The sequence below is a fragment of the Pseudomonas sp. MCal1 genome (genome assembly GCF_026341415.1).
Lineage (GTDB): Bacteria > Pseudomonadota > Gammaproteobacteria > Pseudomonadales > Pseudomonadaceae > Aquipseudomonas.
Map to the genome: position 1 here is coordinate 14,615 of NZ_JAKUMP010000001.1, position 26,041 is coordinate 40,655.

25 protein-coding genes are annotated in these 26,041 nt (G+C 61.4%); 7 read left to right on the top strand and 18 right to left on the bottom strand.

Going from position 1 to position 26,041, the window contains the following annotated elements; all coding sequences use genetic code 11:
- Window positions 1–33: 33 nt before the first annotated feature.
- From MKZ87_RS00095 to MKZ87_RS00115, 5 genes are all read right to left on the bottom strand, one after another.
- Entirely contained in the window at window positions 34–1,053 is a 1,020-nt protein-coding gene (locus MKZ87_RS00095; RefSeq protein WP_085698139.1) for a branched-chain amino acid aminotransferase, read from the bottom strand.
- Window positions 1,054–1,289: 236 nt separating this feature from the next.
- Window positions 1,290–2,663, bottom strand: coding sequence for a dihydrolipoyl dehydrogenase (gene lpdA / locus MKZ87_RS00100; RefSeq protein WP_085698140.1), 1,374 nt, complete (start codon window positions 2,661–2,663; stop codon window positions 1,290–1,292).
- 4 nt (window positions 2,664–2,667) lie between these two features.
- On the bottom strand, window positions 2,668–3,948 hold the full coding sequence (locus MKZ87_RS00105; RefSeq protein WP_266200033.1) for a dihydrolipoamide acetyltransferase family protein: 1,281 nt from the start codon (window positions 3,946–3,948) through the stop codon (window positions 2,668–2,670).
- Complete coding sequence (locus MKZ87_RS00110) at window positions 3,949–5,007, bottom strand: alpha-ketoacid dehydrogenase subunit beta (protein ID WP_085698142.1); 1,059 nt, start codon at window positions 5,005–5,007, stop codon at window positions 3,949–3,951. It lies immediately after the preceding gene.
- 1 nt (window position 5,008) lies between these two features.
- Window positions 5,009–6,244, bottom strand: coding sequence for a 3-methyl-2-oxobutanoate dehydrogenase (2-methylpropanoyl-transferring) subunit alpha (locus MKZ87_RS00115; RefSeq protein ID WP_266200034.1), 1,236 nt, complete (start codon window positions 6,242–6,244; stop codon window positions 5,009–5,011).
- A 185-nt stretch (window positions 6,245–6,429) separates the two neighbouring features.
- Here MKZ87_RS00115 and bkdR point away from each other — a divergent pair, with 185 nt between their 5' ends.
- Window positions 6,430–6,918 (top strand): Bkd operon transcriptional regulator BkdR, encoded by a 489-nt coding sequence (gene bkdR, locus MKZ87_RS00120; RefSeq protein WP_085698143.1) that lies wholly within the window; start codon window positions 6,430–6,432, stop codon window positions 6,916–6,918.
- A gap of 56 nt (window positions 6,919–6,974) precedes the next feature.
- Here bkdR and MKZ87_RS00125 read toward each other — a convergent pair whose 3' ends face one another.
- Window positions 6,975–7,838, bottom strand: a complete 864-nt coding sequence (locus MKZ87_RS00125) for an MBL fold metallo-hydrolase (RefSeq protein ID WP_085698144.1) — start codon at window positions 7,836–7,838, stop codon at window positions 6,975–6,977.
- A 99-nt stretch (window positions 7,839–7,937) separates the two neighbouring features.
- Between MKZ87_RS00125 and MKZ87_RS00130 the strand changes: the two genes are divergently transcribed.
- Genes MKZ87_RS00130 through MKZ87_RS00140 form a run of 3 tightly spaced genes read left to right on the top strand, consistent with a single transcriptional unit; the run spans window position 7,938 to window position 10,369 of the window.
- Window positions 7,938–8,276: an ArsR/SmtB family transcription factor gene (locus MKZ87_RS00130; protein ID WP_007952897.1), complete on the top strand. Its 339-nt coding sequence runs from the start codon at window positions 7,938–7,940 to the stop codon at window positions 8,274–8,276.
- A gap of 38 nt (window positions 8,277–8,314) precedes the next feature.
- Entirely contained in the window at window positions 8,315–9,559 is a 1,245-nt protein-coding gene (locus MKZ87_RS00135; protein ID WP_266200035.1) for an NAD(P)/FAD-dependent oxidoreductase, read from the top strand.
- 9 nt (window positions 9,560–9,568) lie between these two features.
- On the top strand, window positions 9,569–10,369 hold the full coding sequence (locus MKZ87_RS00140) for a sulfite exporter TauE/SafE family protein (protein ID WP_266200036.1): 801 nt from the start codon (window positions 9,569–9,571) through the stop codon (window positions 10,367–10,369).
- 48 nt (window positions 10,370–10,417) lie between these two features.
- On the opposite strand, the gene MKZ87_RS00145 is transcribed toward MKZ87_RS00140, so the two are convergent.
- The 7 genes from MKZ87_RS00145 to MKZ87_RS00175 all read right to left on the bottom strand — a co-directional run bounded on the left by MKZ87_RS00145 (window position 10,418) and on the right by MKZ87_RS00175 (window position 17,663).
- Window positions 10,418–11,698 (bottom strand): TRAP transporter large permease, encoded by a 1,281-nt coding sequence (locus tag MKZ87_RS00145; protein WP_085687555.1) that lies wholly within the window; start codon window positions 11,696–11,698, stop codon window positions 10,418–10,420.
- Complete coding sequence (locus MKZ87_RS00150; RefSeq protein ID WP_085698147.1) at window positions 11,698–12,225, bottom strand: TRAP transporter small permease; 528 nt, start codon at window positions 12,223–12,225, stop codon at window positions 11,698–11,700. Before MKZ87_RS00150 ends, MKZ87_RS00145 begins: the two co-directional genes overlap by 1 nt.
- A gap of 79 nt (window positions 12,226–12,304) precedes the next feature.
- Window positions 12,305–13,276, bottom strand: a complete 972-nt coding sequence (locus MKZ87_RS00155; RefSeq protein WP_192561512.1) for a TRAP transporter substrate-binding protein — start codon at window positions 13,274–13,276, stop codon at window positions 12,305–12,307.
- 59 nt (window positions 13,277–13,335) lie between these two features.
- A complete protein-coding gene (locus MKZ87_RS00160) occupies window positions 13,336–14,229 on the bottom strand; it encodes an SMP-30/gluconolactonase/LRE family protein (RefSeq protein WP_266200038.1) in 894 nt (297 codons plus the stop codon).
- A gap of 41 nt (window positions 14,230–14,270) precedes the next feature.
- Window positions 14,271–15,095 (bottom strand): NAD-dependent epimerase/dehydratase family protein, encoded by an 825-nt coding sequence (locus MKZ87_RS00165; RefSeq protein WP_085705057.1) that lies wholly within the window; start codon window positions 15,093–15,095, stop codon window positions 14,271–14,273.
- Between the two features lie 149 nt (window positions 15,096–15,244).
- Window positions 15,245–16,540 carry an OprD family porin gene (locus tag MKZ87_RS00170; protein ID WP_266200039.1) on the bottom strand — a complete coding sequence of 432 codons (1,296 nt, stop codon included), beginning with the start codon at window positions 16,538–16,540 and terminating at the stop codon, window positions 15,245–15,247.
- Between the two features lie 172 nt (window positions 16,541–16,712).
- Window positions 16,713–17,663, bottom strand: coding sequence for a polysaccharide deacetylase family protein (locus tag MKZ87_RS00175; protein WP_085705053.1), 951 nt, complete (start codon window positions 17,661–17,663; stop codon window positions 16,713–16,715).
- A gap of 200 nt (window positions 17,664–17,863) precedes the next feature.
- Between MKZ87_RS00175 and MKZ87_RS00180 the strand changes: the two genes are divergently transcribed.
- A complete protein-coding gene (locus MKZ87_RS00180; protein WP_227232898.1) occupies window positions 17,864–19,519 on the top strand; it encodes an MFS transporter in 1,656 nt (551 codons plus the stop codon).
- A complete protein-coding gene (locus MKZ87_RS00185; protein ID WP_085698153.1) occupies window positions 19,516–20,658 on the top strand; it encodes an HlyD family secretion protein in 1,143 nt (380 codons plus the stop codon). Before MKZ87_RS00180 ends, MKZ87_RS00185 begins: the two co-directional genes overlap by 4 nt.
- Window positions 20,659–20,660: 2 nt before the next feature.
- On the opposite strand, the gene copD is transcribed toward MKZ87_RS00185, so the two are convergent.
- The 3 genes from copD to MKZ87_RS00200 are packed head-to-tail and all read right to left on the bottom strand — an operon-like array spanning window position 20,661 to window position 22,366.
- A complete protein-coding gene (gene copD, locus MKZ87_RS00190; protein WP_234205587.1) occupies window positions 20,661–21,518 on the bottom strand; it encodes a copper homeostasis membrane protein CopD in 858 nt (285 codons plus the stop codon).
- Between the two features lie 3 nt (window positions 21,519–21,521).
- Window positions 21,522–21,884: a copper homeostasis periplasmic binding protein CopC gene (copC, locus tag MKZ87_RS00195; RefSeq protein ID WP_085698155.1), complete on the bottom strand. Its 363-nt coding sequence runs from the start codon at window positions 21,882–21,884 to the stop codon at window positions 21,522–21,524.
- A 47-nt stretch (window positions 21,885–21,931) separates the two neighbouring features.
- Window positions 21,932–22,366 carry a GNAT family N-acetyltransferase gene (locus tag MKZ87_RS00200; protein WP_085648338.1) on the bottom strand — a complete coding sequence of 145 codons (435 nt, stop codon included), beginning with the start codon at window positions 22,364–22,366 and terminating at the stop codon, window positions 21,932–21,934.
- Window positions 22,367–22,513: 147 nt separating this feature from the next.
- On the opposite strand from MKZ87_RS00200, the gene MKZ87_RS00205 reads away from it, so the two are divergent.
- Window positions 22,514–23,134: a TetR/AcrR family transcriptional regulator gene (locus tag MKZ87_RS00205; RefSeq protein ID WP_007952885.1), complete on the top strand. Its 621-nt coding sequence runs from the start codon at window positions 22,514–22,516 to the stop codon at window positions 23,132–23,134.
- A gap of 136 nt (window positions 23,135–23,270) precedes the next feature.
- Here the strand turns inward: MKZ87_RS00205 and preA are convergent, their stop codons facing one another.
- Together preA and MKZ87_RS00215 are read right to left on the bottom strand one after the other, a co-directional pair.
- On the bottom strand, window positions 23,271–24,545 hold the full coding sequence (preA, locus tag MKZ87_RS00210) for an NAD-dependent dihydropyrimidine dehydrogenase subunit PreA (RefSeq protein WP_085698157.1): 1,275 nt from the start codon (window positions 24,543–24,545) through the stop codon (window positions 23,271–23,273).
- Window positions 24,546–25,913 carry an NAD(P)-dependent oxidoreductase gene (locus MKZ87_RS00215; RefSeq protein WP_234205586.1) on the bottom strand — a complete coding sequence of 456 codons (1,368 nt, stop codon included), beginning with the start codon at window positions 25,911–25,913 and terminating at the stop codon, window positions 24,546–24,548.
- Between the last annotated feature and the right edge of the window lie 128 nt (window positions 25,914–26,041).

Consider the following 26,041-nt stretch of genomic DNA (forward strand, 5'->3'; position numbering starts at 1 on the left):
TCGATGGGGGCTTTTGTGCATCTGGCCGTCAGATCAAACCTTGACGATCCAGCCTGCTGGCGCTTCGATGTCGCCGGTCTGCACGCCGGTCAGCTCTTTGTAGAGCTTCTGGGTCACAGGGCCGACTTCGGTTTCGCTGTGGAACACGTGCAGGTGGTCGTTGTAGCTGATGCCGCCGATCGGGGTGATCACCGCAGCGGTACCGCAGGCACCGGCTTCCTTGAAGTCCGACAGCTTGTCGATGAACACGTCGCCTTCGACCACTTCCAGACCCAGGCGGGACTTGGCCAGTTCGATCAGCGACAGACGGGTAATACCCGGCAGTACCGACGGCGAGTTCGGGGTCACGAACTTGTTGTCGTGGGTAATCCCGAAGAAGTTGGCCGAACCGACTTCCTCGATCTTCTTGTGGGTCAGCGGATCCAGGTAGATGGCATCAGCGAAGTGCGCTTTCTTGGCCTGGGAGCCTGGCATCAGGCTGGCGGCATAGTTGCCACCGACCTTGGCGGCACCGGTGCCTTGTGGCGCGGCGCGGTCGAAGGTGGAGATCTGGAAGTTGTGCGGAGTCAGGCCGCCCTTGAAGTAGGCGCCAACCGGAATCGCGAACACCGAGAAGATGAACTCAGGTGCGGTACGCACGCCGATGTTGTCACCCACGCCGATCACGAAAGGACGCAGGTACAGCGCGCCGCCGGTGCCGTAAGGCGGGATGAAGCGCTCGTTGGCACGAACCACTTGCTTGCACGCTTCAATGAACTGCTCGGTGGACACATGTGGCATCAGCAGGCGGGCGCAGCTGCGTTGCATGCGTGCAGCGTTCTGGTCCGGACGGAACAGGTTGATCGAGCCGTCCTTGCAACGATAGGCCTTCAGGCCTTCGAAGCATTGCTGACCATAGTGAAGCGCAGTGGAGCCTTCGCTGATGTGCAGCACGTTGTCTTCGGTCAGGGTGCCTTTGTCCCACTCGCCGTTGCGAAAGTACGACAGATAGCGTTTGTCGGTCTTGATGTAGTCAAAACCCAGCTTGTCCCAGTTGATGCTTTCGTTACCCATGACACCCTCTATCACTGAACAACCGCCGAAGCGGTTCAAGGCTTCTGACGTTTTTTTGGATGGGCACAACAATACTTCATTCTTGAGCGGTTTCGCAGCCCGAAATCTCTGCCTTTGATCGTTCCCACGCTCTGCGTGGGAATGCTGTCCGGGACGCTCTGCGTCCCAACAGTCGAACGCGGAGCGTCCGTGGAGGCATTCCCACGCGGAGCATGGGAACGATCTGCGACCGAGAGTTACAGGTGCAACGCATGCCCGAGCGCACGCAGCGCCGCTTCCTGCACCGCTTCGCCCAGGGTCGGATGCGCATGGATGGTACCGCCGATGTCTTCCAGTCGTGCGCCCATTTCAAGGCTTTGCGCGAACGCGGTCGACAGCTCCGACACCCCGACACCCACTGCCTGCCAACCGACAATCACATGATTGTCCCGACGAGCGACCACCCGCACGAAGCCGGTTTTCGATTCCAGGGTCATCGCCCGGCCATTGGCCGCGAACGGGAAGTTCGACACGATGCAGTCCAGTCCCGCAGCTTTCGCTTCGTCCGGCGTCTTGCCGACGACCACCAGTTCCGGGTCGGTGAAGCAAACCGCAGCGATGGCGGTCGGGTTGAATTCGCGGGTCTTGCCGCTGATCAGCTCGGCCACCATCTCGCCCTGAGCCATGGCGCGGTGGGCCAGCATCGGCTCGCCGCTCAGGTCGCCGATGGCGTAGACGTTGCGCATGCTGGTCTGGCAACGGTTGTTGATCTTGATCGCGGAGCCGTTCATGTCCAGGTTCAGCGCTTCAAGGTTCCAGCCTAGGGTATTGGGTTTGCGACCGACGGCCACCAGCACCTGATCGGTTTCCAGATTCAGGGTGTCGCCGTTCGGATCGCGCACCTGCAACGTACCGTCGAAGCCCAGAACACTGTGTTTCAGATACAGCTTCACGCCCAGTTGCTTCAGCGCGTCGTGCACCGGTTGGGTCAGTTCTGCGTCGTAGGCCGGCAGGATGCGATCCTGCGCCTCGACCACGCTGACCTCGGCGCCGAGCTTGCGATAAGCAATGCCCAATTCCAGACCGATGTAACCGCCACCCACCACGATCAGACGCTTCGGAACCGACTTCGGCGCGAGCGCCTCGGTCGACGAAATGATCGGCCCGCCAATCGGCAGGATCGGCAGATTGACGCTTTTCGAACCGGTGGCCAGCACCAGATGTTCGCAGTGGATGCGGGTGTCGCCGACTTCCACGGTCTTGCCATCGATGACCCTGGCCCAGCCGTTGATGACCTGAACCTTGTTCTTCTTCAGCAACGCGGCGACGCCAGTGGTCAGGCGATCGACGATGCCGTCCTTCCACTCGACGCTTTTGCTGATGTCGAGGGTCGGCGCCGAAACGCTGATGCCGAGTGCCGAATGCTGATTGTGGTGTTGAGTCTGGTGAAACTGTTCGGCCACATGAATCAGCGCTTTCGACGGAATACAGCCGATGTTCAGGCAGGTGCCGCCCAGCGATTCGCCCTCGACCAGAATGGTCGGAACGCCCAGTTGCCCGGCACGAATGGCCGTCACGTAACCGCCGGGGCCGCCGCCGATGATCAGCAGCGTGGTGTTCAGAGTTTGCATGCCATCACTCCACAAACAGGGTCACGGGTTGTTCGAGCAGACCACGAATGGCCTGGATGAAGAGCGCCGCGTCCATGCCGTCGACCACGCGATGATCGAAGGAACTGGAGAGGTTCATCATCTTGCGGATCACCACCTGGCCTTTGACGACCACCGGGCGTTCGACGATTTTGTTGACGCCGACGATCGCCACTTCCGGCAGGTTCAGCACCGGGGTACTGACGATGCCGCCAAGGGCGCCGAGGCTGGTCAGGGTGATGGTCGAGCCGGACAGCTCATCGCGGCTGGCCTTGCCATTGCGGGCGGCAGTGGCAAGACGAGAAATTTCCGCCGCACTGTCCCACAGGCTGCGCGCTTCGGCGTGACGCACCACCGGTACCATCAGGCCGACGTCGCTTTGGGTGGCGACGCCGACATGCACCGCGCCGAGACGGGTGATGACCTGGGCTTCGTCGTCGTAACGGGCGTTCATCTGCGGGAAGTCGCGCAGGGCGACGACCAAGGCACGTACGAGGAACGGCAGCAAAGTCAGCTTGCCACGGCTGGCGCCATGTTTTTCGTTCAGGTGTGAACGCAGTTCTTCAAGCGCGGTGACGTCGATTTCCTCGACATAACTGAAGTGCGCAGCACGTTGGGTCGCTTCCTGCATGCGCTGGGCAATCTTGCGGCGCATACCGATCACTTGAATCTGTTCTTCATCGTGACGCTGGGCGTAAGCGGCGGCGACCGGTGCCGAAGCGTTCGACTGACCCTGTGCCAGGTAGGCGTCGAGGTCTTCGTGCAATACGCGACCGGCCGGGCCGGAACCGCGCACCAGACGCAATTGAATACCCAGATCCAGCGCGTGTTTGCGCACGGCCGGCGAGGCCAGAGGACGCTCATCGGCTTCACGGGCAACCATTGGGCCCTGGCAAACGGCAGCCGCCGGACGCGGCGCGGTGACAGCAGGTTTGCTTTCGACGACCGCTTCAACTTTGGGAGCGGCAGGTGCTTCTTTCGCCGCAACAGGCGCCGGCTTGTCCGACTCCTTCAGATTGCCGGCGCCTTCAACCTCGATGCTGATCAGGATACTGCCGACCGCCATCACTTCACCCGGCTGACCGCCCAACGCAATCACCTTGCCGTGGACTGGCGAGGGAATATCGACCATCGCCTTGTCGGTCATCACATCCGCCAGTACCTGATCTTCAACGACCAGATCGCCAACCTTGACGTGCCACTGCGACAGTTCTACTTCTGCGATGCCTTCGCCGATGTCCGGCATCTTGATAACGTGCGTGCCCATTCAGACCTCCATGACCCGTTTCAGCGCCGCGCCCACTCGGGACGGCCCAGGGAAATACGCCCACTCCTGCGCGTGCGGGTAGGGGGTGTCCCAACCGGTGACGCGCTCGATCGGCGCTTCCAGGTGGTGGAAGCAATGCTCTTGCACCAGCGACACCAGTTCGGCGCCGAAACCGCAGGTGCGGGTGGCTTCGTGCACCACCACGCAACGGCCGGTTTTCTTCACGGATTTGACGATGGTTTCCAGGTCCAGCGGCCACAGGCTGCGCAGGTCGATGACCTCTGCATCAACGCCGGATTCTTCGGCGGCAACTTGCGACACGTAAACGGTGGTGCCGTAGGTCAGCACGGTCACGTCCTTGCCCGGACGGGTGATCGCGGCGACATCCAGCGGTACGGTGTAGTAACCGTCCGGCACTTGCGCGGCCGGGTGTTTCGACCACGGGGTTACCGGACGGTCGTGGTGGCCGTCGAACGGGCCGTTGTACAGGCGTTTCGGCTCGAGGAAGATCACCGGGTCATCGTTTTCGATGGAGGCGATCAGCAAGCCTTTGGCGTCATACGGGTTGGACGGCATGACGGTGCGCAGACCGCAGACCTGAGTGAACATCGCCTCGATGCTCTGGCTGTGGGTCTGGCCGCCGTAGATGCCGCCGCCGCAAGGCATGCGCAGGGTCATCGGGGCGGTGAACTCGCCGGCCGAGCGATAACGCAGACGGGCGGCTTCGGAAATGATCTGGTCGGACGCCGGGTACACGTAGTCGGCGAACTGAATCTCGGCAACCGGACGCAAGCCATAAGCACCCATGCCCACGGCGACGCCGACGATGCCGCTCTCGGAGATCGGCGCATCGAACACCCGCGAGGTGCCGTACTTGGCCTGCAGGCCTTCGGTGCAACGGAACACGCCGCCGAAGTAGCCGACGTCCTGGCCGAACACCACAACGTTGTCGTCACGCTCAAGCATCACATCCATGGCCGAGCGCAGGGCCTGGATCATGGTCATGGTGGTCGTGGTCATGGCGGTTTCCAACTGAATATTGTTGTTGTGATCGTTCATGTCAGATCCCCAACTGCTGACGCTGGCGCTTCAAGTGCTCCGGCATCTCTTTGTAGACGTCTTCGAACATGGTCGCGGCGCTCGGAATCTGGCCGCCGGCGAGGGTGCCGTACTGCTCGGCCTGTTTCTGCGCGGCGATCACCTCGGCTTCGAGTTCGGCGCTGACGGCGGCGTGCTCTTCTTCCGACCAGTGACCGACCTTGATCAGGTGCTGTTTCAGGCGGGCAATCGGGTCGCCCAGCGGGAAGTGGCTCCAGTCGTCGGCAGGACGGTATTTGGACGGATCGTCGGAGGTCGAGTGTGGGCCGGCGCGGTAGGTGACCCATTCGATCATGGTCGGGCCGAGGTTGCGGCGGGCGCGTTCGGCGGCCCAGGCGGAGGCGGCGAAGACCGCGTAGAAATCGTTGCCGTCAACGCGCAGCGAGGCGATACCGCAACCGACGCCGCGTCCGGCGAAGGTGGTGGCTTCACCACCGGCGATGGCCTGGAAGGTCGAAATTGCCCACTGGTTATTAACCACGTTGAGGATCACCGGCGCCCGGTAAACGTGAGCGAAGGTGAGGGCGGTGTGGAAGTCCGATTCGGCGGTGGCGCCGTCGCCGATCCAGGCCGAGGCGATTTTGGTATCGCCCTTGATCGCCGAGGCCATGCCCCAGCCCACGCCCTGGATGAATTGAGTGGCGAGGTTGCCGGAAATGGTGAAGAAACCGGCGTCCTTGACCGAGTACATGATCGGCAACTGACGGCCCTTGAGCGGATCGCGCTCGTTGGACAGCAGTTGGCAGATCAGGTCGACCAGCGGTACGTCGCGGGCCATCAGAATGCTTTGCTGGCGGTAGGTCGGGAAGCACATGTCGTCGATGTTCAAGGCCAGGGCCTGGGCGCTGCCGATGGCTTCTTCGCCAAGGCTCTGCATGTAGAACGACATTTTTTTCTGACGTTGGGCGACCACCATGCGGTTGTCGTAGATCCGGGTCTTGAGCATGGCGCGCATGCCTTTGCGCAGGATCTCGACCGGCACGTTTTCGGCCCATGGGCCGAGGGCATTGCCCTGGTCGTCGAGCACGCGGATCAGGCCGCGGGCAAGGTCGGCGGTGTCGGCCGGTTCAACATCGATGGAAGGTTTGCGCACCGTCCCGGCATCGGTCAGATGCAGGTAGGAGAAATCGGTTTTGCAGCCTGGGCGACCCGAGGGTTCAGGGACGTGCAGACGCAGCGGTTCATACGCTTGGGTCATGGCTTCTACGCTCGATCTTGTGAATTTCTTGTAGTGAGCTGGCAGTCATTCTTCGATAAAAGAAATCTTGTCCTACAACAATCATAGGCCCGGCCAAGAAGAATATTTCTCTCTGTTTCGTTGCGCTGGCGATCATTTGCAGATAGAAATTCTGCATAAACATAAAAAACAGGTGGTTTTGTCTCATGCGCAAACTGGACCGTACCGACATCGGCATTCTCAACAGCCTTCAGGAGAACGCGCGCATCACCAACGCCGACCTCGCCCGTTCGGTCAATCTGTCGCCGACGCCGTGCTTCAACCGGGTCAAGGCGATGGAGGAACTGGGGCTGATCCGCGAGCAGGTGACACTGCTCGACGCCGACCTGCTGGGGCTGCACGTCAACGTGTTCATCCACGTCAGCCTCGAGAAGCAGGTAGAGGAAGCGCTGCAGCATTTCGAGGAAGCGATTTCCGACCGGCCGGAAGTCATGGAGTGCTACCTGATGGCCGGCGACCCGGACTATCTGATCCGGGTGCTGGTGCCGACCATTCAGGCGCTTGAACGCTTCATGATGGACTTTCTGACCAAAGTCCCTGGTGTGGCGAATATCCGCTCAAGCTTTGCGCTCAAGCAGGTGCGCTACAAGACAGCATTGCCGTTGCCGGCGAATGGCTTGACGCTCGGGGTTTGAGGATCATTCCCAGGCTCTGCGTGGGGGTGCCGCCTCGGGCGCTCCCGATCAATTGATTACAGTTTGTTGATCGGAATCTTCAGATACACCACGCCGTTATCTTCTGCCGCTGGAAAATTGCCCGCCCGCACATTGACCTGAATCGCCGGCAGCAACAGCGTCGGCATGCCCAACCCGGCATCGCGTTTGGTGCGCATCTCCACAAATGCGGCTTCGTCGACGCCGTCATGCACATGGATATTGCTTTTGCGTTGTTCGCCCACAGTGGTCTGGCACTGTGAGGCGCGACCTTGCGGCGGGTAGTCGTGGCAGACGTAGAGCTTCACGCTGGCGGGGAAGGCCAGCAGCTTGTGAATCGAATTGAACAGTTGATGGGCGTTGCCACCCGGGAAGTCGCAACGGGCGGTGCCGACGTCAGGCATGAACAGGGTGTCGCCGACCAGGATCTGTTCTCCATCGATCAGGTAAGCCATGTCCGCCGGAGTGTGGCCGGGAACGTGCAGGGCGGTGGCCTTGAGGTTGCCGATCCGGAACGACTCGTTGGGTGCGAACAGGTGATCGAACTGCGAGCCGTCGACGCGAAATTCCGGCTCCAGGTTGAACAGCGCCTTGAACACGTTCTGCACTTTGCTGATCGATTCGCCAATTGCGATTTTCCCGCCCAGTTCCCGGCGCAGGTACGGAGCGGCGGACAAGTGATCGGCGTGGGCATGGGTTTCCAGCAGCCACTGCACTTGCAGGTGATGGGCGCGAACGAAGGCGATGATCCTGTCGGCCTGAGCCGTACAGGTGCGACCGGCGGCGCCGTCGTAATCGAGCACCGGATCGACGATTGCGCACTGCCCGCCGTCGGCCTCGTAGACCACGTAGCTGTAGGTCGAAGAGGCGGGGTCGAGGAAAGCTTCAATCAGCGCGGGCATGAACACGGTCCTGTGCAGGAAGGTGGGAAGTCAGGGTTGCAACACTTTATGTAAACACATAATGTCCGCAGCTTAAGTGACGTTGAAGGCATCCTGCAAATGCAATCCAGTCTGACCGAATGTGAAGTCGCCCAACTGCGCGCCTCGGCCTCCAAGGCCTGTTCGCTGCTCAAGGCATTGGCCAACGAGGATCGGCTGTTGATCCTGTGCCAGTTGACCCAGGGCGAGCGCAACGTTGGCGAGCTGGAGAAAATGACCGGCGTGCGTCAGCCGACCCTGTCCCAGCAACTGGGCATCCTGCGCGATGAAGGGCTGGTCGCGACCCGTCGTGAAGGCAAGTACATTTTTTACGGTCTCGCCAGTCACGAAGTGATCCAGGTGATGAAAACCCTGTCCGGACTCTACTGCGGAGCCGTGCTCAAAAGCTGGGCGCAATAGACCCGGCTATCCTTGCGTGCAGCCATAAGGAACAAACAATGAACGATCAACACTGGGGCCCAACCATCAGTGCGGACATCGTGGTCATCGGCGGCGGCACTGCCGGCATCGGTTTTGTCGCAAGCCTGCTCAAGCGCGATCCCGGCCTGAACATCACGGTGATCGAGCCGAGTGCCCAGCATTACTACCAGCCGGCCTGGACGCTGGTCGGCGGCGGCGCCTATGACGCCAAAGACACCGCCCGACCGATGAACAAGGTGATGCCGCGCCAGGCCACCTGGATTCAGGCGGCGGTGACCGGCATCGATCCCGATCAGCGCCGTCTCACGCTTAACGATCAACGCACTGTCACCTATCAGAACCTGATCGTCTGCCCCGGCCTGCGCCTGGCGTGGGAGAAGATCGAAGGCCTGCAGGAAAGCCTCGGCCAGCACGGCGTCACCTCCAACTACAGCTATCAGCACGCGCAATACACCTGGGATCAGGTGCAGAAGCTGCGCGGCGGCAAAGCCCTGTTCACCCAGCCGCCGATCCCGATCAAATGCGCCGGCGCGCCGCAAAAGGCGCTTTACCTGTCCTGCGATCACTGGCTCAAGCGCAATGTGCTGGGCAAGGTCGACGTCGAGTTCAATCTTGCCGGCGCCGCGCTGTTCGGCGTCCCGACCTTCGTGCCGCCGCTGATGAAGTACATCGAAAAATACAACGCGCGGCTGGCGTTCAATTCCAATCTGGTAAAAGTCGACGGCCCAGCGAAAACCGCCTGGTTCGAGGTCAAGGATGCGGACGGCAACGTCACCCGTCAGGCGAAAACATTCGATCTGCTGCACGTCGTCCCGCCGCAGGTTTCGCCGGATTTCGTCGCCCAGAGCCCGTTGGCCGACGCTGCCGGATGGTGCGAGGTCAACCCGCACACACTGCAACACCCGCGCTATCCCGAAGTGTTTGCGCTGGGCGATATCTGCGGCACCACCAATGCGAAAACCGCGGCGGCAGTGCGCAAGCAGGTCGTGGTGGTGGCGCAAAACCTGTTGGCCCTGCGCAAGGCACTGGCACTGCCGCTGAAGTACGACGGCTACGGCTCCTGCCCGCTGACGGTGGAGAAGGGCAAGGTGATCCTCGCCGAGTTTGGCTACGCCGGAAAACTGCTGCCGACCTTTCCCCTCGACCCGACGGTGCCGCGCCGTTCCGCGTGGTGGCTGAAGGCGACGCTGCTGCCATGGTTCTACTGGAACGGCATGCTCAAGGGGCGCGAATGGCTGACGAGTCTGTCCAGGGTCGACTGAGAACACTCTATGTTGCTGGCAAGTCTGTTTGGTGTGGTGATGGGGTTGATCCTCAGTCTGACCGGAGCCGGTGGCGGAATTCTCGCCGTGCCGGCGCTGGTGCTGGGTCTTGGCTGGACGATGACGCAAGCAGCGCCGGTGGCGTTGTTCGCGGTGGGCAGCGCGGCGGCGGTCGGCGCGATTGATGGGTTGCGTCATGGTCTGGTGCGTTATCGCGCGGCGCTGCTGATTGCGGCGCTTGGCGCGGTGTTTTCGCCGGTGGGCATCTACTTCGCCCATCAGTTGCCGGAAAAGGTTCTGATGATCCTGTTCAGCCTGCTGATGGTGATGGTGGCGTGGCGCATGCTGCGCCGCGAACGCCAGCAGGAGGGGCCGAGCGACCATGGTCACGCCAGTTGGGGCCAGAAAAACTGCATGCTCAATGAGCAGACCGGCCGTTTCGACTGGACCGCCAAATGCACCGCGACCCTTGCGGTACTGGGCGCGGTCACTGGTGTGGTGTCCGGGTTGCTGGGGGTTGGCGGCGGGTTTCTGATCGTGCCGGCGTTCAAGCAACTGACGGATGTGCAGATGCGCGGTATCGTCGCCACTTCACTGATGGTCATCAGCCTGATTTCTGCCATCGGCGTGGTCGGCGCGTTTCATGCCGGGGTGCGGATCGATCATCTGGGCGCATCGTTTATCGTCGCCAGCATCGTCGGCATGATTGTCGGCCGCAAACTCTGCGCGCGGGTGCCGGCAAGGACGTTGCAGGTGGGGTTCGCCAGCGTGTGTCTGGTGGTCGCCGCTTACATGTTGCTGCGTGCGTGAGACAAAACCTGTGGCGAGGGAACGAACGCCCTCGCCACAGCAATCGCGTTACAACACCAGGTGCGGTAACCACAGCGACAGCGCCGGAACGTAGGTCACCAGCATCAGCACCAGGAACAGCACGGCGTAGAACGGCAGCAGCGCCTTCACCGTGCTTTCGATACTGACCTTGCCCACCGCCGAACCCACGAACAGCACCGCTCCCACGGGCGGCGTTATCAGGCCGATACCGAGGTTGACCAGCATGATCATGCCGAACTGCACCGGGTCGACGCCGATACCGAGAATCACCGGCATCAGGATCGGTGTGAGGATCAGAATCAGCGGTGCCATGTCCATCACGGTGCCGAGCAACAGCAGCATGACGTTGATGCACATCAGGATCACGTAGCGGTTATCGGACAGGGTCAGGAACAGCGTGGTGATCTTCGCCGGGATCTGCATCAGGGTCATGATGTAGCCGAAACTGGCGGCGAAACCGATCAGAATCATCACGATGGAAATGGTGCGTACCGTGCGGTGCATCAGTTTCGGCAGTTCACTCCATTTGTAGTCGCGGTAGATGAACATGGTGACGAAAAACGACCACAGCACGGCAATGGCCGCCGACTCGGTGGCCGTGAAGATCCCCGACAGAATCCCGCCGAGAATGATCACCATCGCCATCAGGCCCCACAACGCTTCGCCGCAGATTTTCAGGGCTTCGCGCAGCGGGATCACTTCGCCCTTGGGGTATTCGCGTTTGCGCGCAAAAATCAGGCACAACACCATCAGGCACGCGCTCATCAGCAGGCCCGGCACCACGCCGGCCATGAACAGCGAAGCAATGGAAACGGTGCCGCCGGCGGCCAGCGAGTAGAGCACCGAGTTGTGACTGGGCGGGGTCAGCAGAGCCTGTACCGAACCGCTGACGGTGACCGCTGTAGAGAATTCCCGAGGGTAGCCTTTGCGCTCCATTTCCGGGATCAGCACCGAACCCACCGATGCGGTGTCGGCCACCGACGAGCCGGAAATCGCGCCGAAAAAGGTCGAGGCCATGATGTTGACCAGCGACAGGCCACCACGCACGAAACCCACCAGGACCCCGGCAAACGCCACCAGCCGCCGCGACATGCCGCCCTCGGCCATGATCGCTCCGGCGAGCACGAAGAACGGAATCGCCAGCAGCGAGAATTTGTTCACCCCGCCCGCTACCTGAATCATCAAGGCCTGGAACGGAATGTCGATCCACCAAGCGCCGATCAGCGCCGATAACCCGAGCGCGTAGGCAACCGGCATGCCGATCAGGATCAGTGCGATAAAACTGCCCAGCAGAATCAATGCGTCCATCAGGCAGCCCCTTCGTTTTCTTCTACCAGGTCGAATCGCACCACGCGGCGGTTGCTTTGATCGCCGAGCAACAGTTTTTCCAGTACGAAAATCAGCGTCAGCGCACCGCCAATCGGGATCGGCATGTAGGTGATGCCGACCCGCAATGTCGGCAGGGCGCTCATGAACTGGTTCCAGGTCGACAGGCACAACTTCGTGCCCCAGATCGTCATGAACAGGCAGATGGTGCCCATGAGTACCTGTGAAACGATGCTCATGGTTCGGCGCATATTCGGTTGCAGGCGGTCGGTGACCATCGCCACCGCCATGTGTGCGCCGGCGCGATAGCTGGCGGCCGCGCCGATGAACGTGAAGACCATCATCAGCAGGATGGCGGCAGGCTCCGGCCAGCTCGAGCCGGTGCCGAGCACGTAACGGGCGAACACGCCCCAGGGGATGATCAGAGCAATGGTCAGCACCGACAGACCGGCGACCCAGATGCAGGCCATGTAGATCCGGTCATTGATGCGCAGCAGCAAATTCTTCATCGGGTTCCACCGTAACCGGGCACGCGCGGACATCAGGCGACGTCAGCGCTGCCGGGCCTTTTGCAGAGGGCTGGGAGGGTTACTGAACGGCTTCGATGCGCTTGATCAGGTCGGCGTAGGGCGCGCCGTATTTCTCGCGGATCGAGGCGGTGGCCTCGTAGAAGGGTTTCTTGTCGACGGTGATGAACTCGACGCCGGCCGCCTTGAGCTTTTCCTCACTGCTGACGGACTTGGCGTCCCACAGCGTGCGCTCCTGAGCCTGCGCAGCCTTGGCGGCTTTCTTCACCAGCGTCTGCTGATCCGGGGTGAGTTTGTCCCAGGTGATTTTTGACATCACGATGGGCTCGGGCAGGATCAGGTGCCCGGTCAGGCTGTAAAACTTGGCGTTCTGGTAGTGGTTGTGTTCGAGCAGGGTGGGTGGATTGTTTTCCGCGCCATCGATGACGCCGGTCTGCAGGGCACTGAAGATTTCGCCGGTGTCCATGGCGATCCCGTTGCCGCCCATGGCATTGATGGTTTCGATGAACATCGGATTGCCCTGCACGCGGATTTTCATGCCCTTGAGGTCTGCCAGGCTGCGCACCGGTTTCTTGGTGTAGATGTTGCGCGTGCCGCCGTCCATCCACGCCAGGGCGACGAGGTTGAATTCCGATTGAGTGATCTTGTCGAGGATCTCGTCACCGATTTCACCGTCGATGATCTTGCGCATGTGCGCCTGGTCACGGAACACGAACGGCATATTGAACACGTTTACGTCCGGTACCACCGGGCCGACGATGCCGAGGCTGACGCGGGCCATCTGGATGGCACCGACCTGGGCCTGTTCGACCACTTCCTTTTCCGAGCCGAGCACGCCGCCAGGGAACATCTTGAAGGTCAGCTTGCCGTCACTTTCGGCGACCAGGGTCTTGCCCAATTGTTCTTCGGCGACCACGGTCGGATAACCGGCGGGGTGGATGTCGGCGAATTTGATTTCCAGTGCCTGGGCCGCGCTGCCGAAGGTGAGCGCGAGGGGGAGGGCGGCGGCGAGCAACGTGCGTTTGAAGTCCATGAGGGGTTCTCCAGTCTTGTTGTTTTTGTGTTCAAGGCACAGCGATGCAGCGAGGGCGGTTACAGCAGGTCATCGAAGATTGGCTCCGGCAAGCCTTTGACGCCGGGGTTGAGGGCGAACACCCCGCCGGCCAGGGAGTGCGGATCCTGGTCGTCGCCGGGGCGGATCGAGGTCACGAACAAGGTATCCATCCGGCTGCCGCCAAAGGCGCACATGGTGGGTTTTTTCACCGGCACCTGCAGCGAGCGGTCGAGGCGACCTTCGGGGGTGAACCGGTGGATCAGGCCGACGTCGTTGGCGCAGATCCAGTAACAACCCTCGGCATCCACCGCCGCGCCGTCAGGGCGGCCGTAATAATGATGCATGTCCACGAACACCCGTCGATTGGAGGGGGTGCCTGTCTCGGTGTCGTAATCGAAAGCCCAGATCAGTTGCACGCTCGGGTGCGAATCCGACAGGTACAGGGTTTTGCCATCCGGGCTGAAACCCAGACCGTTGGGCACGATGAAGCCATCAAGTTGCGCCTTGATCGAGCCCGTCTGCCCGGCAGCGTAGCGATAGAGCCGGCCCTCGGGCAGATTCAGGCCCATGTTCAGCACCATGCTGCCGGCCCAGAACCGGCCCTGCCGGTCGCAGCGGCCGTCGTTCAGGCGCATGTCCTGGCGGCTGTGCTCGACCGGAGCGAGCAGGTCGCTGTCGAGGCTGCCATCGCCGTGCGGCTGCAAGTGGAAGAACCCGCTCTCCATGCCGGCCACCCAGCCGCCCCTGCTGTGTCGCGCGATGCAGGCGAGCATTTCGGGAGCCTTCCAAGCGTGGACGTGGCCCGTGTCGGCGCTCCAGCGTTGCAGTCCACCGTTGGGGATATCGACCCAGTAGAGCGCATTTTCCTGCGGCACCCACACCGGGCTTTCACCCACCGCGTTGCGGGCGTCGACGATCATTTCGGCTTGCATACTCATTCCCTTGGTTTTATTGGAGACGTCAATCGCGCCGGTCAGTCGCCAAACGGGCCGGCCGCAACGAAGGCTCCGCCCTGATAGATCCGCGCCGGGTCATCGTTGGCGGGCATCGGCTGCGCCTCGACTTTTTCGCGAAACACTTCGGACGTGTCTTTGGCCGCGAAACCGAGGTGGCTGGCGAAGCGGTTGTCCCACCACACCTCCTTGTTGTCGGACATGCCATAGACCACGGTGTGGCCGACGTCGGGGGTGTACAGCGAACGTTCGAGCAATTGGGTGAGGTCATCGAAGCTCAGCCAGGTGTGCATCATTCGGCGGTTCTGCGGTTCGGGAAACGACGAGCCGATGCGGATGCTGACGGTTTCGATGCCATAGCGATCGAAGTAGAAACTGGCCATGTCTTCGCCGTAGGACTTGGACAGACCGTAGTAGCCGTCGGGGCGGCGAGCAGAGCTGGCGTCGAGGCGCTCATCCTGTTTGTAAAAGCCGATGACATGGTTGGAGCTGGCGAAGATCACCCGTTTGACGCCGTGGCGGCGTGCCGCTTCATAGAGGTGGAACACGCCACAGATATTGGCACCGAGGATTTCTTCGAAGGGGCGCTCCACTGAAACGCCACCGAAATGCAGGATCGCATCCACGCCTTCGACCAGTTGATGCACGGCGGTTTTGTCGGCGAGGTCGCAGAGCACGATTTCTTCCCGGTCATCGATGGCCGGGGCGAGGGCGGCGATGTCCGACAGGCGCAGCACGTTGGCATACGGGCGCAGGCGTTCACGCAAGACTTTGCCCAGGCCACCGGCGGCGCCGGTCAGCAGCAGGCGATTGAACGGAGTTGGGGCGGTGGAGGTGGGCGTCATGGCAATCCCTTACGCGTTGTTATTAGGGTTGTTGTAGGTTGTCGTATGACTGCGCTGAAGTATCGGTAGGGTTTCCGGAACTTGTCAACGCGACTTTCGGTGTAAGTGACAGAAGGCGAATGCACCCTCCGTTCACGCCATGCCGCTGTTTACAACAACGAAATCGGGTAACTGATGAAGATCCGGTTCTCATCGAATTCATTGGTGCTGAAGTCCCGGCGAATCGTCGCGTTGCGCCATTTGACGTTGAGATTCTTCAGCGGACCGCTCTGAACGGTGTAGGCCAGTTCCGACTCGCGACCCCATTCCTTGCCATCGGTGATGGTGCCGGTGTGCACGTTGTCACCGCTGATGTAGCGGTTCATCAACGTCAGCCCGGGGACGCCGAGAACAACGAAGTTGTAGTCGTGGCGAATCTGCCAGGAGCGCTCCTTCGCGTTGTCGTAACTGGCGTTGTAGCTGTCGTTGGCCAGAGTGCCGCCACTGGTGCCGTTGACGCGCATCCAGGCATCGTCGCCACTGAGCTTTTGCAGGCCTATGTAGAACGTGTTGCCGCCGTACCTGGCCGAAAGCAGGGCGAACGCGGTTTTGTTGTCGAGATCGCCGGCCTGAGCACTGCCGTCTTCCTTGCCGGTGAAGAAACCGAGGTTGGCGCCCAGTGTCCAGTCGCCCAGGGGCTGGCTGTGGCTGAGGTTGAAATACTGCTGCTGGTAGATGTCGCTGAGTTCGGCGTACCACACACCGACAAGCGTGCGTTTGTCGTTGAAGGTGTATTCGCCGCCGCCGAAGTTGAAGCGGTCGGAGGTAAATGCGCCTCGGCCGTTCATCGACATGTCTTCCATGCTTGCATCGTTGCGCGGACTGTTGCCGCGGAACTGGCCGCCGTAAAGGGTCAAGCCATTGATTTCGGTAGACGTGACCTGGCCACCGCGAAAGGTCTGCGGCAGGGAGCGGCCATCGTCCGAGCGCAGGATGGGCAGCACCGGCATCCATTCACCGACCTTCAATTCGGTCTTCGACACTTTGGCCTTGAGTGCCACGCCCAGGCGCCCGAAATTGTCCGCCGGGCGGCCTTCATCGTGGATCGGCAATAACTGCGTATCTCCGGTACCTTTGCCGCCATCGAGTTTCTGCGAGTACAGCCCCAGTACATCCAGGCCAAAGCCGACAGTGCCCTGCGTGAAGCCGGATTTGGCGTCGAGAATGAAGTTCTGTGTCCACTCTTCAGCCTTGCCTTGCGGATAGTTCGGGTTGACGAAATTGCGATTGAAGTAGGCGTTACGCAGGTTCAGCGTGGCTTTGCTGTCTTCGATGAAGCCCTCGGCATCGGCGCTCATCGGCAAGATGAGGGCCAGACCGCTGCAGCCGATCAAACTCAGGGTGGAACGCGGGCGGGGGACAGAAAAACGGGACGTGCGGACGGAATTGCGGACGAGTGTGCTCACTGTGACGCTCCCTGTTTCGTTTGTTGTTTTTATTATTTGTTATACGTCGTCGTACAACATGGTTGCGGATATTTGCGAGGTTTTCCGGAAATGTCAACAGGGCGTTGTACGATGACTTTGCGTGAGCGGGCAGCCCTCCAAACGCTGTGAAGAGGGCTGCTTTCGACCGTTTTTACTGGTTGTAGAGCGCTTCAGTGTTATCGATCAGTGGGTTTTTTTCGGTCAGTACGATTTGCGCGATCTGATCCTTGCGCATGAAACTCACCTTCGGATGCGATTGGGCGTACCGGATAAAACGCTCCATGGCCTCAACCATCGCCGGCGTGCCGCCAATCCGGTCGTGCAGACTCACCGACATCATCCGCCGCTTGCTCGCGCCTTCGGCGTAGAGGCGATCGAATTCCAGTACCAATTGCTGGTAGAACTGCTCGGCGGAGAAGTGCCGACCTTCGACCAGCACGATGTCGTTGTTGCGCAGGGTGTACGGCACTACGGCGAATTTGCGCCCGCGAACCATCGTCACGAACGGCTCGTCACGGCTGACATCGTCGATGTGATAGGTGAAGTTCAGGTCCTGCAACACCTTCAGCGTATTGGGGCTGCGCCGTAGCCAGTTGGCGTTGTAGCCGACCGAGCGCTGGCCGGTGATTTTTTCCACCGCCGCGACACCGTCGCCGATGAATTGTTTTTCCTGGGCGTAATTCATGTTGTACGAATCGGCCCAGCGCATGCCGTGGGCCGCCAGCTCATGACCGCGCTCGGCGATCGCCTTGGCCAGTTCCGGGTGCTTGAGCGCCGCTTCGCCGACCACGTGGGAAGTGACTTTGATACCGGTGCGATCCCACAGATCGAGCATGCGCCACAGGCCTTCCTTGTAGCCGTAATCGAACCAGGTCTGGGCCGGCAGATCCGGGTAGCCTTTCGGCAGTGGTGTACCGGAGAACGGACTTTCAGCGCCTTCGGGCTGGCCGCCGGTTTCGAATTGCATCGACACCGAAATCACCAGTTGCGAGCCATCCGGCCATGGGCGTTCCTGAGCGAAGGCGAGGGCGGGCAGCAACAGCGCGGCGGCCAGCAGGTTTTTCAACAGACGGGGGGAGCGTTGCGAGCGGGGAGTGGTCATATCGGGCACCTTGCAGGTTGAGAAGTGCTGCAAGGTTGGCATCCGCTACGCTTGGGAAAAATCGGCTGCGGGCGAGATGTCTTTTAAACAGAATTTACGAATCCACCCAAAATCCCTTCGCGGCAGCGAGCTCCCACAGTGGATAGGTGTTTGGCCAGGATTTGCGGCACACTTAGGCGACTACCAGACAAGGCCTTTCAATGGATCAATACGCCCCGCGCAACTGGCAGCCTCACGAGAAGCCCAGTCTGCCCGGATCCCCCTCGACGCCGCTGCACTCCAACCCCAAGCGCCTGGCCTATGCGCTGGTCGGGTTGCTGGTGGCATTGACCGGCGGGTTGGGCAATTCGCTGGTGGTCGCCAACCTGCCTTATCTGCAAGGCGCGCTCGGGGCGACCACGGCGGAGATGGCCTGGCTGCCGGCGGCGTATGTGATGACCAACGTATCGATGAACCTGCTGCTGGTGAAGTTTCGCCAGCAGTTCGGTTTGCGGGCGTTCACCGAGGTGTTTCTGGTGCTGTACGCGCTGGTGACCTTCGGCCATCTGTTCGTCAATGACCTGAATTCGGCGGTCGCTGTGCGTGCGGCCCACGGCATGGTCGGTGCGGCGCTCAGTTCGCTGGGCCTGTATTACATGGTGCAGGCGTTCCCGGCCAAATGGCGGATGAAGGCGCTGGTGCTGGGGCTTGGCACTTCGCAACTGGCTTTGCCGCTGGCACGACTGTTTTCCGAGGATCTGTTGCAGATCGCCGAATGGCGTGGTCTGTACCTGTTCGAATTGGGCATGGCGCTGCTGTCGCTGGGTTGCGTGTTGATGCTCAAGCTGCCGCCGGGTGACCGGTTCAAGACCTTCGAGCCTCTCGATTTCCTCACCTTCGCGATCCTTGCCAGTGGCGTGGCGCTGCTGTGTGCCGTGTTGTCCCTGGGCAGGATCGACTGGTGGCTGGAAGCCGACTGGATCGGCATCGCCCTGGCCGCTTCAATTGTCCTGATTCTCGCGGGGCTGGCGATCGAACATAACCGCAGCAACCCGATGTTGATGACCCGCTGGCTCGGCAGTGGGGTGATGATCCGCCTGGCGCTGGCGGTGATCCTGATTCGCATGGTTATCTCGGAGCAGTCCACCGGCGCCGTGGGCTTCATGCAAAACCTGAACATGAGCAGCCAGCAGCTTCATAGCCTGTACGTGGTGATGCTGATCGGCAGCGTCGCCGGGCTGTTGACCAGCGCGCTGACCATCGACCCGAAACACCTGCTGATGCCGCTGATCGTCTCGCTGGCGTTGATGGCCACCGGCTCGATCATGGACAGCTCATCGAACAACCTGACCCGCCCCGGCAACCTGTATTTCAGCCAGTTCCTGCTGGCGTTCGGCAGTACGTTCTTCCTCGGCCCGACCATGGTGCTGGGTACGCGCAACGTGCTGACCAATCCGCGCAACCTCGTGAGTTTTTCGGTGTTGTTCGGGATCTGCAACAACCTCGGTGGCCTGATCGGCGCAGCGTTACTGGGGACGTTCCAGGTCGTGCGCGAGAAATTTCATTCCAGCCACATCGTCGAGCAACTGGTGATGTCCGACCCGCGCGTCGCCGCCCGGGTTCAGAGCGGCGGTTCGGCGGTCGGTTCCGTGATTGCCGACCCAAGCCTGCGCAACCTGCAAGGCATTCGCAGCCTGGCCAATGCGGCCACCCGCGAAGCCAACGTGCTGGCCTATAACGATGTGTTCATGCTGATCGCGGTGATCGCGATCCTGACCATGATCTGGATTTCCATCCGTGCGCTGTGGCTGATCAGCACCACCAGAACCGTCGCCCCGACACCTTCCGTACCTTCCAGCGGTGCCACTTCTTCATGACCGAACCGACTACCACGACCACCAATGCCATCGCCGCCACCCCTGAAGGCGTGGCGCCACCGTCATCACCGAACACCGAGCCGCGCTCGTTGCGGGTGCGGATCATCTCATCGCTGGGCTTTGCGGCGATTGCCATCGTCGGTGTGTTGATCGTGCTGTATGCCTGGCAGTTGCCGCCGTTCAGCAGCGCGGTCGAGACCACCGAAAACGCCCTGGTGCGCGGGCAGGTGACGATCATCGGGCCGCAGCTCAGTGGTTACGTGTTCGAGGTGCCGGTGCAGGACTTCCAGTTTGTGAAGGCGGGCGATTTGCTGGTGCGCCTCGATGACCGGATCTATCAGCAGCGTCTGGATCAGTCGCTGGCGCAGCTGGCGGTGCAAAAGGCCTCGCTGGCCAACGTGGTGCAGCAGCGCAACAGCGCCGAAGCCACGATCAAGCTGCGGCAGGCGGTGGTGGCCGATAGCGAGGCGCAGCTGCGTAAAAGCGAGGCGGATCTGCGGCGCAACAAGGCGTTGGTCAATGACGGCTCCGTGTCCAGGCGCGAGATGGACGTGGCGCTGGCCGCCAACGCGCAGAGCATTGCGGCGCTGGCGCAGGCCAAGGCCAATCTGGAAATCGCCCGGCAGGATCTGCAAACGGTGATCGTCAATCGCGGCTCTCTGGAAGCGGCGGTGGCCAGTGCCGAAGCGGCGGTGCAACTGGCGCGGATCGACTTGTCCAACACGCGGATCATCGCTCCGCGTGACGGTCAGCTCGGGCAGATTGGCGTGCGTCTGGGCGCTTACGTCAACTCCGGGGCGCAGTTGATGGCGCTGGTGCCGGATCAAAAATGGGTGATCGCCAACATGAAGGAAACCCAGATGGATAACGTGCGGGTCGGGCAACCGGTGAGCTTCACCGTCGATGCGCTGAACCACCGCAAATTCACCGGCCACGTGCAGCACATCTCGCCGGGCACCGGTTCCGAATTCGCGTTGTTGCAGGCCGATAACGCCACCGGCAACTTCGTGAAAATCGCCCAGCGGGTGCCGGTGCGCATCACCATCGATCCGGATCAGCAGGAGAGCGAACGCTTGCGGCCGGGGATGTCGGTGGTGGTCAGCATTGACACGGCGGCGGGCGACACCCAGAAACACTGACCTCAGGCGGCGATCATCGGCGGCAGGGTGCCAAGCACCGAAACCGCCGCCACGGCGCCGATCCCCAGCAGCCATTCGAGCATGACGCTGCGCTTGAGGGTGTCGATCCGCTGTTCGCAGTCAAGGATGCGCAAGCGATTGAACAGCGCCAGCCCCAACATCCCGAGCACCAGCAAGGCTTTGATCAGCAGGATCAGGGCAAATCCCGAGAACAGCGGCGTCGGCCACCACTGGCCGGTGAGGACGCGCACATTGATCAAACCGGTGATCAGCAGACCGGCAACCAACACGTAGCCGACCCCGCTGAAGCGCTGCAAGACGTAGCGCACCGTTTCGCCGGACTGGCGCAGGATCATCACCAGCATCAACAGCCCGCCGAGCCAGGCACCGACGCAGGTCAGATGGATCACTTGATTGAAGATCAACATCTGGCCGCTGAAACCGTCGAGCATCGCCCCGTGTCCGACCGGTGCCAGCGTAATCAGCAGCAGCGCACTCAGGCCCAGCGGCAACGGCCGGTTCGAACGCCACGGCGTAAACAGCACCGCCAGCAGCAAGGCATTGACCAACAGATGCCAGCGCCAGACCTGGCCGAAAAATGTATGACCGAGGACCAGCTCGACAGTGGCCGGATCAAACGCCGCAGCCGCCGAACCGGCCATGCTGGCGGTAATCAGCAACGCCCAGACAACGCCGCTAACCAGCGCGATCGCCACCAGCCAACGAGCCAGCCGCGCCAGATGCCGGTCCAGTGCCGGCGCTTCACCCTTGAGCAGCAGCGGCCTGAACAGCCAAGCCCCGAACAGCATCAACACCACGATGAAATGCAGGAACCGGCACAGCACCAGCGCTTCACTCATGAATTACTGGCCAACCTTGAACTGATAGGCGCCTTCACTCTTGTGCGTGTCGACCGACACCGCGTGCCATTCGACCTTGTATTCGCCCGCGGTCAGCGGTGCTTCGGGGGTGACGATCAGGGTTTTCTTGTCGCCTTCGGTGGTCAGCGGTTTGACCGCCACCGGCTTGCCGTCGTGGGTCACGGTGACTTTGGTGAAGCTGGCTTCGACGCCTTCGGAAAACACCAGACGCAGATCCGCCGGTGCCGCGACGGTGCTGTCGGCGGCCGGGGTCTGACTTTTCAGATGGGCGTGGGCGAAAGCCTGAGAAGTGACAATCAGCGAAGCCAGCAGCGCGCCAGCGGTGAACAGGTTTTTCATCGACATGGAAAGATTCCCTTCAGTGAAATGGCGGGCTGAGTATAGAACCTGGATCACAAGGCTTTCAGGCGCATGTGAATGACCGGAAACGGCCGGCCTTCGCCGTCGAGTGCCGAGCGGCCGATGTCTTCGAATCCGTAGTGCCGGTAAAAGCCGTGGGCCTGCGGGTTCTGTTCGTTGACATCGACCTTCAGCAGCGGGCGGCGGACATGGTCGAGCAAGCGCCGGCCGATCCCCTGACCACGCTGAGCCGGGTCGATGAACAGCATCTGCACGGTGTCGTCGTCGGTGGCGATGAAGCCTGCCGGGGAGTGGTCGGGGTTCTCGAAAACCTGCACGTCCAGGGCGGGCAGGTAGGTGTCACGCACCAGCGGGAACAGCCGGTGGATGTCGTCTTCCGGGAGGAAATCGTGGGTGGCGCGGACCGAGCGCTCCCACAGCGCGGCGAGTTGCGGATCATCCGCAGCGATGCGCTTTCGAATGGTCATGGGCAGGATCCTTCAGTGTCTGACGGGAAGAAGGAGGGCGATCCTAAACCAGAAAAAAGCCCAAGTGTGTGAAGAATCGTTCTCGGCTGTCGCCCCTTGCCCAGAGCGGATGCTAGTCTTCAACAACGTTGTCTTCAGGGAGCCCTTATGGGCAATCACAAGATCGAAATCCGCCGCACCAACGTCGACAAGATTCTGCTGGCGGCGGAAAAAGTCTTCGCCGAAAAAGGTTTCGGTGGCACCGCCATGGCGGACATCGCTGCTGAAGTGCAGCTGCCGCGATCCAACCTGCATTACTACTTTTCAACCAAGAGCGAGTTGTACAGCGCCGTGCTGTTCGACCTGCTGGAGGTGTGGAAGCAGGACGCGCTGTGCTTCGAGATGTTCGACGATCCGCGCGTGGTGCTCAGCAGCTACATCCGCGCCAAGATGAACCACTCGCGCAGCCGGCCCTACGGCTCGAAAGTCTGGGCCAACGAAATCATTCACGGCGCGCCGACCCTGGGCGAGGCGCTGGATGTCAGCCTGTATGACTGGGCAAAGATGAAAGAGGCGAAGATCCGGCAGTGGGTCGAGGACAAGCGGATTCTGCCGGTCGAGCCGTCGAGCCTGCTGTACATGATCTGGGCGTCGACCCAGCACTATGCCGACTTTGATCATCAGGTGAATATCCTGAATGAGCATCAGCCGTTGTCGGACATGCAGTTCGAGCGGGCGGTACAGACGGTGACCAGCGTGATTTTGCGGGGGATTGGATTAGAGCCTTGAGCCATGTGCTGATCGTTCCCACGCTCTGCGTGGGAATGCCTCAAGGGACGCTCCGCGTTCCAGTGGGACGCAGAGCGTCCCGGGCTGCATTCCCACGCGGAGCGTGGGAACGATCTTCCAGCGTGGGAACGATCATTCAAGGGCTGACGTGATACGGGTTCCTCGGATCATGATTCCAGTCCAGAAACGGTTTGCCCGTCTCCATCGGCACCATCTCGATGCAGTTCGCCACCGGGCAGGTGATCTGGCACAGATTGCACCCCACACACTCATCATCGATGACTTCATATTTATGCGTGCCATCGGCCTGTTTCAGACTGCTGATCGCCTGATGTGACGTGTCTTCGCAGGCGATGTGGCAACGCCCGCAACCGATGCACGCCTCCTGGTCGATCTTCGCGATGACCTGATAGTTGATGTCCAGGTACTTCCAATCAGTCGTGTTGCCCACCGCACGCCCGGAGAACTCGGCGATGCTGGCGTAACCCTGACTGTCCATCCACCGCGACAAGCCATCCTTCATTTCATCGACAATCCGGAAACCATGCAGCATCGCCGCCGTGCACACCTGCACCGCGCCGCTGCCCAAAGCGATGAACTCCGCTGCATCACGCCAGCTGCCAATTCCGCCGATGCCGCAGATCGGCAAGCCCTGGGTCTGCGGATCACGGGCGATTTCCGCGACCATGTTCAGCGCGATCGGCTTGACTGCCGAGCCGCAATAACCACCGTGAGTACTTTTGCTGCCGACGGTGGGCAGGGCGACCATGTGTTCGAGGTCGACGCTGGTGATCGAGTTGATGGTGTTGATCAACGACACCGCATCGGCGCCGCCCCGGTGCGCAGCGCGGGCGGCGACGCGGATGTCGGTGATGTTCGGTGTGAGTTTGACGATCACCGGCAGCGAGCAATAGGTCTTGCACCAGCGCGTGACTTGCTCGACGTACTCCGGCACCTGACCGACCGCCGCGCCCATCCCGCGTTCGGGCATGCCGTGGGGGCAACCGAAGTTCAGCTCGATGCCGTCGGCGCCGGTGGCTTCCACCAGTGGCAGGATGTGTTTCCACGACTCTTCGACGCAGGGCACCATCAGCGACACGATCAGCGCGCGATCCGGCCAGTCCTTTTTCACCTGAGTGATTTCCCGCAGGTTGATCTCCAGCGAGCGGTCGGTGATCAGTTCGATGTTGTTGATGCCCAGCACTTCGCGGTTGTTGCCGTAATGCGCCGAGTAGCGCGAGGACACGTTGACCGCCGCCGGGTCTTCACCCAGGGTTTTCCAGACCACGCCGCCCCAGCCCGCCTCGAAGGCGCGCACCACGTTGTAGGCCTTGTCGGTCGGCGGTGCGGAGGCCAGCCAGAACGGGTTGGGGGCTTTGATTCCGGCGAAGACAATCGAAAGATCGGCCATTTACGCAGCCTCCACGTTGAGCATCAGTTGAGCGTTGATCGCCTCGGCGGCGCGCTTGCCGTGTTGCACCGCTTGCACGGTCAGGTCCTGATCGAGGCTGGTGCAGTCGCCGCCGGCGTACACACCTGGAATGCTGGTGCGCAGGTTTTCATCGACCTGAATCCGTTCTCCCTGACGTTTCAGCTCACGGGCCAGCGGGTCGGCGAGGGCGCTGCCGTCGAAGGCCTGGCCGATGGCTTTGAAGATGGCATCGGCGGCCAGTTCGAAAGTCTCGCCGGTGGTTTGCAGGCGACCTTCCACCAGATGCGTGCGGGCGAAGCGCATGCCGCGCACCTTGCCTTGAGCATCGAGCAGCACTTCGTCCGGTTGCGCCCAGGTCAGCAACCGCACCTGATTGGCCTTGGCGATGTCCTGCTCATGGCCGGTGGCGCCCATGTCCGCCGCGCCACGGCGATAGACCAGATTGACGTCGCGCGCACCGAGACGGGCCATTTGCACGGCCATGTCGATGGCGGTGTTGCCGGCGCCGAGGACAATGCAGTGTTCGGCCAGCGGCAGTTGCGACAGGTCATCGGCCTGGCGCAGCTCGCGGATGTAGTCGGTGGCGGCGAGCAGGCCGGGGGCGTCTTCGTGGGCCAGGCCGAGTTGTTTGCTCGCATTGAGGCCAAGGCCGAGGAACACCGCGTCGAACTGTTGGTGCAGTTCGCTCAAGGTCAGGTTTTCACCGAGTTTCTGGCCATGGCGGATTTCGATGCCGCCGATTTGCAGGAGGAAATCCAGCTCCTTCTGCGCGTAGTCGTCGACCAGTTTGTACTTGGCGATCCCGTATTCGTTGAGGCCGCCGGCCTTCTCCCTGGCTTCGAAAATCACCACGTCATGCCCGTGCATGGCGCTGCGATGCGCGCAGGACAAACCCGCCGGGCCGGCACCGACCACCGCGATGCGTTTGCCGGTGGTAGCGGCGCGCTGGAACGGGTGCTCGGTGAAGTGCGCGTTGTCCACGGCATAGCGTTGCAGCAGGCCGATCAGCACCGGCGCGCATTCGTGGGCGTTGTTGCGCACGCAGGCTTGCTGGCAGAGGATTTCGGTCGGGCAGACCCGGGCGCAACTGCCGCCGAGGATGTTTGCCGAGAGGATTTTCTGCGCCGCACCCTGCACGTTGTCCTGATGGATATTGCGGATGAACGACGGGATGTCGATCTCGCTCGGGCATGCATTCACGCACGGTGCGTCGTAGCAATACAGGCAGCGCGAGGCTTCCAGATGCGCTTGACGGTCGTTGAGCGGCGGCGCCAGATCGCTGAAATGGCCGGCGAGTGCGGCCGCACTTTCGTGCGGATGCGGGAGATGGTTCAGGGTCTCGATCACGGTTTTTTGCCTCACGGTTAATTGAGGTTTCTGCCTCTGTCGGGCAGTGGTTTTTTGTGTTGTGTTTGATCGTTCCCACGCTCCGCGTGGGAATGCAGCCCGTGACGCTCCGCGTCACTGGACGCAGA

Coding starts and splice junctions, on each gene's coding strand:
- MKZ87_RS00095 (WP_085698139.1), bottom strand. CDS start 1,053: ATGGGTAACGAAAGCATCAACTGGGACAAGCTGGGTTTTGACTACATC.
- lpdA (WP_085698140.1), bottom strand. CDS start 2,663: ATGCAAACTCTGAACACCACGCTGCTGATCATCGGCGGCGGCCCCGGC.
- MKZ87_RS00105 (WP_266200033.1), bottom strand. CDS start 3,948: ATGGGCACGCACGTTATCAAGATGCCGGACATCGGCGAAGGCATCGCA.
- MKZ87_RS00110 (WP_085698142.1), bottom strand. CDS start 5,007: ATGAACGATCACAACAACAATATTCAGTTGGAAACCGCCATGACCACG.
- MKZ87_RS00115 (WP_266200034.1), bottom strand. CDS start 6,244: ATGACCCAAGCGTATGAACCGCTGCGTCTGCACGTCCCTGAACCCTCG.
- bkdR (WP_085698143.1), top strand. CDS start 6,430: ATGCGCAAACTGGACCGTACCGACATCGGCATTCTCAACAGCCTTCAG.
- MKZ87_RS00125 (WP_085698144.1), bottom strand. CDS start 7,838: ATGCCCGCGCTGATTGAAGCTTTCCTCGACCCCGCCTCTTCGACCTAC.
- MKZ87_RS00130 (WP_007952897.1), top strand. CDS start 7,938: ATGCAATCCAGTCTGACCGAATGTGAAGTCGCCCAACTGCGCGCCTCG.
- MKZ87_RS00135 (WP_266200035.1), top strand. CDS start 8,315: ATGAACGATCAACACTGGGGCCCAACCATCAGTGCGGACATCGTGGTC.
- MKZ87_RS00140 (WP_266200036.1), top strand. CDS start 9,569: ATGTTGCTGGCAAGTCTGTTTGGTGTGGTGATGGGGTTGATCCTCAGT.
- MKZ87_RS00145 (WP_085687555.1), bottom strand. CDS start 11,698: ATGGACGCATTGATTCTGCTGGGCAGTTTTATCGCACTGATCCTGATC.
- MKZ87_RS00150 (WP_085698147.1), bottom strand. CDS start 12,225: ATGAAGAATTTGCTGCTGCGCATCAATGACCGGATCTACATGGCCTGC.
- MKZ87_RS00155 (WP_192561512.1), bottom strand. CDS start 13,276: ATGGACTTCAAACGCACGTTGCTCGCCGCCGCCCTCCCCCTCGCGCTC.
- MKZ87_RS00160 (WP_266200038.1), bottom strand. CDS start 14,229: ATGCAAGCCGAAATGATCGTCGACGCCCGCAACGCGGTGGGTGAAAGC.
- MKZ87_RS00165 (WP_085705057.1), bottom strand. CDS start 15,095: ATGACGCCCACCTCCACCGCCCCAACTCCGTTCAATCGCCTGCTGCTG.
- MKZ87_RS00175 (WP_085705053.1), bottom strand. CDS start 17,663: ATGACCACTCCCCGCTCGCAACGCTCCCCCCGTCTGTTGAAAAACCTG.
- MKZ87_RS00180 (WP_227232898.1), top strand. CDS start 17,864: ATGGATCAATACGCCCCGCGCAACTGGCAGCCTCACGAGAAGCCCAGT.
- MKZ87_RS00185 (WP_085698153.1), top strand. CDS start 19,516: ATGACCGAACCGACTACCACGACCACCAATGCCATCGCCGCCACCCCT.
- copD (WP_234205587.1), bottom strand. CDS start 21,518: ATGAGTGAAGCGCTGGTGCTGTGCCGGTTCCTGCATTTCATCGTGGTG.
- copC (WP_085698155.1), bottom strand. CDS start 21,884: ATGTCGATGAAAAACCTGTTCACCGCTGGCGCGCTGCTGGCTTCGCTG.
- MKZ87_RS00200 (WP_085648338.1), bottom strand. CDS start 22,366: ATGACCATTCGAAAGCGCATCGCTGCGGATGATCCGCAACTCGCCGCG.
- MKZ87_RS00205 (WP_007952885.1), top strand. CDS start 22,514: ATGGGCAATCACAAGATCGAAATCCGCCGCACCAACGTCGACAAGATT.
- preA (WP_085698157.1), bottom strand. CDS start 24,545: ATGGCCGATCTTTCGATTGTCTTCGCCGGAATCAAAGCCCCCAACCCG.